The 8,659-nt window shown below is 56.5% G+C and carries 7 protein-coding genes and 1 other RNA gene; 3 read left to right on the top strand and 5 right to left on the bottom strand.

Annotated elements, in window-relative coordinates:
* Window positions 1-203 (bottom strand): EamA family transporter (locus PROAA_RS03835; RefSeq protein WP_342669205.1); only part of this gene is annotated, 203 nt, incomplete at its 3' end.
* Window positions 204-391: 188 nt separating this feature from the next.
* On the opposite strand from PROAA_RS03835, the gene PROAA_RS03830 reads away from it, so the two are divergent.
* Both PROAA_RS03830 and PROAA_RS03825 read left to right on the top strand, forming a co-directional pair.
* Window positions 392-1,054 carry a response regulator gene (locus PROAA_RS03830; protein ID WP_186410066.1) on the top strand — a complete coding sequence of 221 codons (663 nt, stop codon included), beginning with the start codon at window positions 392-394 and terminating at the stop codon, window positions 1,052-1,054.
* The gene (locus PROAA_RS03825; RefSeq protein ID WP_186410065.1) at window positions 1,051-2,364 is read left to right on the top strand and encodes an ATP-binding protein; all 1,314 of its coding nucleotides are present in this window, start codon (window positions 1,051-1,053) and stop codon (window positions 2,362-2,364) included. The genes PROAA_RS03830 and PROAA_RS03825 overlap by 4 nt, the downstream gene beginning before the upstream one ends.
* Before the next feature lie 227 nt (window positions 2,365-2,591).
* Here the strand turns inward: PROAA_RS03825 and ssrA are convergent.
* The 4 genes from ssrA to PROAA_RS03805 form a co-directional block, all read right to left on the bottom strand.
* Window positions 2,592-2,955, bottom strand: a transfer-messenger RNA (tmRNA) gene (ssrA, locus tag PROAA_RS03820).
* A 124-nt stretch (window positions 2,956-3,079) separates the two neighbouring features.
* Complete coding sequence (gene ubiG / locus PROAA_RS03815; RefSeq protein ID WP_186410064.1) at window positions 3,080-3,778, bottom strand: bifunctional 2-polyprenyl-6-hydroxyphenol methylase/3-demethylubiquinol 3-O-methyltransferase UbiG; 699 nt, start codon at window positions 3,776-3,778, stop codon at window positions 3,080-3,082.
* Between the two features lie 73 nt (window positions 3,779-3,851).
* The gene (locus tag PROAA_RS03810) at window positions 3,852-4,508 is read right to left on the bottom strand and encodes an OmpA family protein (protein WP_186410063.1); all 657 of its coding nucleotides are present in this window, start codon (window positions 4,506-4,508) and stop codon (window positions 3,852-3,854) included.
* Between the two features lie 83 nt (window positions 4,509-4,591).
* Window positions 4,592-5,917 (bottom strand): TRZ/ATZ family hydrolase, encoded by a 1,326-nt coding sequence (locus PROAA_RS03805; protein ID WP_186410062.1) that lies wholly within the window; start codon window positions 5,915-5,917, stop codon window positions 4,592-4,594.
* A gap of 297 nt (window positions 5,918-6,214) precedes the next feature.
* Here PROAA_RS03805 and gyrA point away from each other — a divergent pair.
* Window positions 6,215-8,659: DNA gyrase subunit A (gene gyrA, locus PROAA_RS03800; protein ID WP_186410061.1), on the top strand; the 2,445-nt coding region annotated here is incomplete at its 3' end.

Here is an 8,659-nt window from a genome sequence, read left to right as displayed (position 1 = left end):
AGGTAGTGTTTCCAGTGACGGCCAAATTCAAGATGCTTTTTCAGCCACATGCTGGTCAGCCAGAGGAAGACTGCGGCAATCAATACACGCAAGGCGATCAGTGCGGCCGGTCCAAACACCGGGACGCCGATGCGCATGAAGAGAAACGACCCGCCCCAGATGGCAGCCAACAGGAACAGTCGCAACAGGCTTGCAGTATCCACGGGACAGGCTCTACTTATCGTTTGCTCTCCATTGTGGCCAAATAGACGAATGCTTGCCACCCGATTCTTGCGATTTATCGGCAAGCCGTTGCAGCTCGTCGATCTCGTTGTTTTGGCTTGAAGATGAAACCGCTATAACATGAACCGGGACATGAGTATTTTCAGTCGATATTGACCAGGGAGGAAGGATGCGCCTGCTGCTCGTTGAAGATGACCCGATGATCGGGGCCAGTGTTCAGAGTGGGTTGCGGCAGGAAGGCTATTCAGTGGACTGGGTTCGCGACGGCGCAGCGGCAGAACTGGCGCTCGCCAGCGGCGTACATGAATTAGTCCTGCTCGACCTCGGTTTGCCACGGAAGACCGGTCTGGACCTGCTCGCCGGGTGGCGTCGGAATGGCTTGGTGTTGCCGGTGCTGGTGATCACGGCGCGAGATTCCGTGGCTGATCGGGTCAAGGGCCTGGATGCCGGAGCCGACGACTATCTGGTGAAGCCCTTCAGTTTCGATGAGCTGGTGGCCCGTATCCGGGCCTTGATGCGGCGGCAGGCCGGGCGAGCCTCGCCGCTGATGGAAAACGGCCCGCTCACTCTCAATCCGGCAACGCATGAAGTCTTTCTCGACGGATCGCCCGTTTATCTTTCCGGGCGTGAGTTCGCCCTGTTACAGGCGCTTCTTGAGCAGCCCAGGGTACCGCTCTCGCGCGCCCAGCTTGAAGAACGCATCTATGGCTGGGATGAGGAAGTCGAAAGCAATACGGTCGAAGTTTACATCCATTCGCTACGACGCAAGCTGGGTGCCGGGTGGATACGGAATGTGCGAGGTGTCGGCTACACGGTGCCGGAACGCGCATGAGATCAATCCGCCGCAATTTGCTCGTTGCTTTGCTTGGCGCCATGTTCGTGGTGATGATGCTTGGTGGCTGGGCCACGTATCGTGCGGCGCGCGATGAAGCGGGCGTGCTCTTTGACTACCAATTGAGGCAGATTGCCCTGTCATTGCGCGATCAGACGTTTCAGAGCTCCGCTGAAGCGCTGGTCGGCGACGAGAGTCTGGATTACGTAATCCGCGTGTGGGATCGGAACGGTTTGACGATGTATTTTTCCCGGCCGCACCAGTCATGGCCTGAACTGACCAAACTGGGCTATTCGTCAGTGGATACCCGCGAGGGAGAGTGGCGGGTTTTCGCCACCCAGTTCCACGGTCTGACGATAGCCGTGGCGCAGCCGATGCGCGTACGCAATCAGCTTGCGGCCGACGCCGCCTGGAGCACGCTGAAGCCTTTCTTCGTACTGCTCCCGGTTCTGGGTTTGTTCATCTGGGTTTTGGTTGGTCGTGGCTTGCAACCCTTGGCCCGGCTTGCGCGCCTGGTGCAGACCCGGACGCCTGATTCGCTTGATTCGCTGAACGAGGCCGAAGTACCTGAAGAAGTGAAACCGCTGGTGTACTCGCTGAACGGCCTTCTGGCGCGGCTCAAATCTGCGCTGGACGCCCAGCGTGCCTTCGTCGCCGATGCTGCTCACGAACTACGCACGCCACTGACGGCGCTGCAACTGCAAGTGCAACTCGTCGAACGGGCCACATCCAGTGAGGACAGGGAATCGGCGCTGGGTGAGCTCAAGAACGGATTGCAACGAACCACTCATGCCGTTCAGCAACTGCTGACACTTGCACGACAGGAGCCGGGCGCTGCCGAGTATCGATTTGCGCCGGTAAGCCTTGCCGAGCTGGTGCGGCACTCGGTTCTTGATCATGAGCGGCTTGCCGAAGATAGGCGAATTGATCTGGGCGTGACCTTGGCCGATGAGGCGGCTGTGGTGTCAGGAGATGCCGATGCCCTGCACATCCTGCTGTCCAATCTAGTCGGAAATGCGCTGCGGTATACCCCCGCGTGCGGGCGTGTGGATGTTTCGTGCGCTCTTGAAAAAGGGCATGCCTTCCTCGAAGTCGCCGATACCGGGCCAGGTATTCCTGCTACAGAGTACGAACGCGTCTTCGATCGCTTTTACCGTCGTAGTGGTAACGATGGCAATACCGGAAGCGGGCTTGGCCTGTCCATCGTTCGAACGATTGCTGATCGTCACGGTGCGCAAGTTAGCTTTCTCGCTTCGGATTCCGGAGGGCTGCGGGCGCGGGTCGTATTCCCGATTGCGGAAGATGACTAGAGCATGCTTTCAGCAGTTCGTGCGTGGCCCCAGTTTTCTCAAAAACGCCGATAAAGGCTATGCGTGCAGAATTCGAAGACAGAGCCTGTCTCATAAATACAACATACGGGCGGCTCAAGGCGAATAGCTGAACCAATGTGAAGCCGACTAGCCAGACAAAAACAGCCAAAAAAATAGCCAGTTTCAAGCGAGATATTTATATAACTCGTTGAAAAGGCTATTGTTATTGGTGGAGGCGGGGGGGATCGAACCCCCGTCCGCAAGTCCTCTACAGACAGTTCTACATACTTAGTCCGGTCATTTTGGTTTTAACCGTTGCACGCCGGCCGAACAGGCTTGCTTCAGGCGAGTTACCTTGGGTTTAGCCCTTGCCAAAGTAACCCTGGCAAGAGCGAGCCCCTGTAAATGACGCTGTTGTGAGTTGCCTCACCTGACCCAGAGACCGATCAGTACAGCGGTCCAACCGCCTAAGCGGCTAGAGCAAAACGCTCGTCGTTGGCGTTTAGTAGTTTCCAGATGGATTTACGAGGTGACTGGTCCTCGGTATGCCCTGCTCTGCTTTGCAACCCACGTCGAAGCCAGGTCGCCCCCATTTTGTAGATATCGATCCGTCAGATAACACCAAAAAGCTTGCGCAACGATGGCATTCTACCACGCGATGACGCTCAGGATGGCCCTATTCTGAGGGTTGCTAGCGCCCTTGGTGTGGGAGTACTCAGGAGGTTTTCTTGGTGTGCAAGAGGTAGTTAACGTCGGTATCGTGCCCGAGGCTGTAACGTTGATTGAGCGGATTGAATGTCATCCCGATCAATTCGTCGGGTTCCAGCAAGGCGCTTTTCGCCCAACGTGAAAGTTCGGACGGTTTGATGAATTTCGCATAATCATGCGTGCCTTTGGGCAGCATCTTGAGTATATACTCGGCACCAACTACGGCAAGCAGGTAAGCCTTGGCATTGCGGTTGATCGTGGAGAAAAAGACATGGCCGCCCGGTTTGACCAGTACGGAACAGGCGGAAACAATGCTGGCCGGGTTGGGGACGTGTTCAAGCATTTCCATGCAAGTCACAACGTCGTAGCAAGCGGGAGTCCGGTCAGAAAACTCTTCTGCAGATGATTTTTGGTAGTCAACCTTGTTTCCGCTTTCCAGCAAGTGGAGCTTGGCTACACCGAGTGCCTTATCGGAGAGGTCGATGCCGGTTACGGTCGCACCGCGCTGCGCCATGCTTTCAGAAAGAATTCCCCCGCCACAGCCGACATCAAGAATTGTTTTTCCCGAAATTCCTGCGTGGCTATCGATCCATGCGAGGCGAAGCGGGTTGATGTCATGTAGAGGCTTGAACTCGCTGTTCGGATCCCACCAGCGATGAGCAAGTTGGCTGAATTTATCGAGTTCGTTCTGGTCGGCGTTAAGCATGGCACGAAAAGTTTCTCGAGGTTGGAAACAAAAAAGCCCTGCCGAAGCAGGGCTTTTGTTGACATCAGCAGAGTTACTTGGAGGTGCCGATGATTTCGATATCGACGCGACGGTCAGGTTGCAGACAGGAGATAACCTTGGCGCTCTTCGGACCCTTGCACTGATCGGGCTTCGTGACTGGCTGCGTGCTGCCTTTGCCTTCAGTGTAGATACGGTTCGCCGGAATGCCCTTGCTGACCATGTAATCCTTGACTGCGGCAGCGCGCTTCTCGGACAGCTTCTGGTTGTAGGCAGCACTACCGATGCGGTCAGCGTGACCTACAGCGATAACAACTTCGAGAACCAGTTGGCTGGCCTTGGCGGCAACTTCGTCGATCTTCGCTTTGCCTTCCGGACGCAGCGTAGCCTTGTTGAAGTCAAACAGCGCATCAGCCGCAACAGTGATCTTTTCGCCCATCGGCTTCGCAGTCGGGGCCGACGTAGCCATCTTCGGCTCGCAGATTTCTTTCGGGATCAGATCCTTGTCGCACTTGCAGCCGTTCGCATCCGTAGCAGCAGCTGCCGGAGTCCAGAAGCCGGTGCGCCAGCACAGGCCTGTACCGCTTGTGGCAACTTCGCCGCGGCCGTCGATAACGTAGACGCTATTGGTTTGTGCTTGAGCCAACGAGGCACAGAGGCCGAGAGTCGTAGCCAGCACGGCCATCATTACTTGTTTTACGGTTTTGTTCATCTGGGTTTCCCTCGATAGTTAAAGTCTGTGGTTTCGTTTCTCGTCCACATGGCCTGTTACGCCTATTAAACGGCAATATTGATTCAAACATTAAGCGGACGAATTTGATTCTGCCACAAAGCCGCGAGATTTATCAACTCAATTTCGTTAGTCTCAAGCAGGTGGCCGTTTGCAACACGAAGCTGCCCGGCAACCCACACATCTGTAACGTACTCACGCCCTGCTGAATAGACAAGGAGCGATGCCGGATCATAACACGGTGTCAAACCGATGTCATTGATGTTGACCGCACACAGGTCGGCAGCCTTGCCGATTTTGATGGAGCCGATTGCATCGTTCAGGCCCAGCGCTTGCGCGCCACCCAGGGTCGCCATTCGCAGTGCCTGATGGGCGCCGACAGCATCTGCTTGTCCGTTGTATCCCTTGGCTAGCAAGGCGGCGAGGCGTAACTCCTGAAATAAATCCAGCCGATTATTGCTTGCCGCACCGTCGGTGCCAAGACCCATGTTGACGCCCTGCTTCACCAGCGTTGCGGTCGGTGCAATGCCGCTGGCAAGCTTGAGATTCGAACTGGGGCAGTGTGCAATCGAACAGCTGTGCTGGGCAAGGAGCGCGATTTCATCCATGTTCAGATGTATTCCATGCGCACCGATCAACCCGGGGCCGAGTAGTCCGAGTTGGTGCAAGCGCTCAATGGGGCGTATGCCAAAGCGCTGCACGCTGTCTTCAATTTCCTGGAGTGTCTCATGGAGGTGTAAATGGATTGGTAGATCACATTGCTCGGCGAGTGTCAGGACCCTGGTGAAGGCTTGGTCGCTTACCGTGTAGGGCGCATGCGGAGCAAGGCAAAAACTGAGCAAGGGTTCGTCACGGAGCGCGTCGCGGGCAGCCAATCCCTTGGCCAGATAGTCGTCGGCATCAGCCGCGTAAGGGGTCGTAAGATCCAGAGTAATCAACCCGATTGCGGCACGCATGCCGGAGGCTAGAGCCGCTCCAGCTATAGCTTTGGGGTAGAAATACATGTCATTGAAACAGGTAATGCCGCCACGCAGCATTTCGGCACAAGCGATGAGTGTGCCGTCGTATACGAATTGTTCAGAGACGTGTTTTTCCTCGGCGGGCCAGATGTGAATCTGCAGCCATTCCATGAGCGGTAAATCGTCGGCAAGGCCACGTAGCAATGTCATCGCCGCATGCGTATGCAGATTCACGAGTCCCGGAATCAGAATGTGATGTGCCAGTCGTTTCCGTTGGCGAGGAAAAAAACGGGTGTTTGCCTCACCTTGTTGCAAAATTGCAACAATCCGGCCGTCGTTGACCGCAACTGCGTGATCTTCAAGCACGACATCGGCCGGTTCGACGGGAATGATCCAGCGGGCTTCGATGAGCAGGTCTATGGGAACGTGCATGAGTCGATCTGCTTCAGACTGGAACAGGCTACGGGGGCGAAATTATTCAGAACCATGCGCTAGCTTACTTCGGATCCGCTGAAATATCGATCTTGGCGGGCTTTTGCTCAGTGTCACCAGACGGAATCGTTGCGCGAATGGTGCTTTTAGCCCGGAGATCGGGGGTGCAAATCAGTTGTATTTCGCTTCCGTTGGATTCTGGCGGGGCGATGCAGGCGTGATAGAATCACCGGCTTAGTCAAGACGACCGCACCGACGCCGAAGCGAGTTTCTCACTGGCGCTATCCGGATAAGAAAATGGAACAACCCGTAGACCCCTTCGCCAAAGAAACTTTGCCTGTCAGTCTTGAAGACGAGATGCGTCGTTCGTATCTTGACTATGCCATGAGCGTCATTGTCGGCCGTGCCTTGCCGGACGCGCGCGATGGTCTCAAGCCCGTTCATCGCCGCGTGCTATTTGCCATGCACGAGCTGTCCAACGACTGGAACAAGGCTTACAAAAAATCGGCGCGTATTGTCGGCGACGTGATCGGCAAGTATCACCCGCACGGGGATACGGCGGTTTATGACACTATAGTACGTATGGCGCAGAACTTTTCGCTGCGCTACATGTTGGTCGACGGGCAGGGCAACTTCGGCTCCGTCGACGGCGACAACGCGGCCGCGATGCGTTACACAGAAGTGCGTATGGCTCGGATCGGGCATGAGTTGCTCGCTGACATTGAAAAGGAAACCGTCGATTTCGGGCCGAACTACGATGGTTCGGAGCAAGAGCCGTTGATCCTGCCGGCGCGCATCCCGAACCTGCTGATCAATGGCTCGTCGGGAATCGCCGTCGGCATGGCGACCAACATCCCGCCGCACAACCTCAACGAAGTCATTGATGCCTGCCTGGCTTTGCTGGCCAATCCGGAAATGACGATTGACGAGTTGATTGACATCATTCCAGCACCTGATTTTCCGACGGCCGGAATTATCTACGGTGTTTCCGGTGTTCGTGACGGCTATCGTACCGGGCGTGGCAGGGTTGTAATGCGTGGCAGGACGCACTTCGAACCGATCAAGGGCAGCAACGATCGTCAGGCGATCATCATCGATGAGTTGCCTTATCAGGTGAACAAGCGGACCCTGCTGGAAAAGGTCGGGGAGCTGGTCAACGAGAAAAAGATTGACGGCATATCCGATCTGCGTGACGAGTCGGACAAGTCGGGGATGCGCGTGGTGATCGAGCTCAAGCGCAGCGAAGTCCCCGAAGTCGTTCTCAACTGCCTGTACAAGCAGACGCAGCTGCAAGATACCTTCGGCATGAACATGGTGGCGCTGGTCGACGGCCAGCCGCGCCTGCTCAACCTGAAGCAGATGCTCGACTGCTTTCTCTCGCATCGACGCGAAGTCATCACCCGGCGCACGGTGTTCGAGCTGCGCAAGGCACGCGAACGGGCGCACATCCAGGAAGGCCTGGCGGTGGCGCTCGACAATGTCGATGAGATCATCGCGCTGATCAAGGCCTCGCCGACGCCGGCGGATGCCCGTCGTGGCCTGATGGGGCGGTTGTGGCTGTCGACGACGGTCGGTGAAATGCTGCAGCGGGCGAAGCTGGATGCAACGCGACCCGAAGGGCTGGGGCTTGAGTACGGCTTATCGAAAAACGGCTACCTGCTGTCCGAGGCGCAGGCGCAAGCCATTCTCGAACTGCGCCTGCAGCGTCTGACCGGCCTTGAGCGCGAAAAGATCGTCGCAGACTATGGCGAATTGCTTGAACGCATTGCTGATCTGATGGACATTCTGGCGCGCCCCGAGCGGATCAGCGAGATCATCGTTGAGGAGTTGACGGGAATTCGCGCCCAGTTCGGCGACAAACGACGCTCGGAAATCGTACTCAATACGCAGGATCTGGGCGTCGAGGACTTCATTACGCCGCAGGACATGGTGGTTACCCTTTCGCATACGGGTTACATCAAGTCACAGCCGCTCACCGACTATCGCTCGCAGCGCCGTGGTGGTCGCGGCAAGCAGGCGGCGAGTGTCAAGGAAGACGATTTCGTCGACCATCTGTTTATCGCCAATACGCACGATTTCATCCTCTGCTTCTCGAATCGTGGACGGGTGTACTGGCTCAAGGTCTATGAGGTGCCGCAGGGCGCCCGGACAGGGCGCGGCAAGCCGATTGTCAATATGTTCCCGCTTGAAGAGGGCGAGAAGATCAATGCCATTCTGCCGATCAAAGAATTCACCGAAGATCGTTTCATCTTCATGTGCACCTCTCAAGGCACGGTCAAAAAGACGCCGCTTTCCGACTTCTCCAATCCGCGCAAAGCCGGAATTATCGCCGTAGCGCTTGACGACGATGACTTCCTGATCGGTGCCGAAATCACCAGCGGCACCCATGACATTGTTTTGGTTTCAGACGCCGGCAAGGCTGTCTGGTTTGACGAGGAAGACGTACGCCCGATGGGTCGTACGGCGCGTGGTGTGCGCGGCATGAAACTGGGCGAAGGCCAGCAGGTGCTTTCCCTGCTGGTTGCGGAAAATCATCAGGAGACCGTGCTGGTGGCGACCGAAAACGGATTTGGCAAACGTACGGTGCTGGCCGATTTCCGCCATTCCGGTCGCGGGACGCAGGGTGTGATCGCCATCGCCGCCAGCGAACGCAACGGGAAGGTCGTCGCCGCCCGCTTAGTCCATGACGAAGACGAGATCATGTTGATTACCACGGGCGGTGTGCTGATCCGCACGCGCGTC

The sequence above is a fragment of the Candidatus Propionivibrio aalborgensis genome (assembly GCF_900089945.1).
In the GTDB taxonomy this organism is placed as follows: domain Bacteria; phylum Pseudomonadota; class Gammaproteobacteria; order Burkholderiales; family Rhodocyclaceae; genus Propionivibrio; species Propionivibrio aalborgensis.
This window is presented reverse-complemented; position numbering and strand designations above follow the sequence as displayed.

What these genes read in the sequence shown, in the direction of transcription:
- PROAA_RS03830 (WP_186410066.1), top strand. Translation starts at nt 392, where the DNA reads ATGCGCCTGCTGCTCGTTGAAGATGACCCGATGATCGGGGCCAGTGTT.
- PROAA_RS03825 (WP_186410065.1), top strand. Translation starts at nt 1,051, where the DNA reads ATGAGATCAATCCGCCGCAATTTGCTCGTTGCTTTGCTTGGCGCCATG.
- ubiG (WP_186410064.1), bottom strand. Translation starts at nt 3,778, where the DNA reads ATGCTTAACGCCGACCAGAACGAACTCGATAAATTCAGCCAACTTGCT.
- PROAA_RS03810 (WP_186410063.1), bottom strand. Translation starts at nt 4,508, where the DNA reads ATGAACAAAACCGTAAAACAAGTAATGATGGCCGTGCTGGCTACGACT.
- PROAA_RS03805 (WP_186410062.1), bottom strand. Translation starts at nt 5,917, where the DNA reads ATGCACGTTCCCATAGACCTGCTCATCGAAGCCCGCTGGATCATTCCC.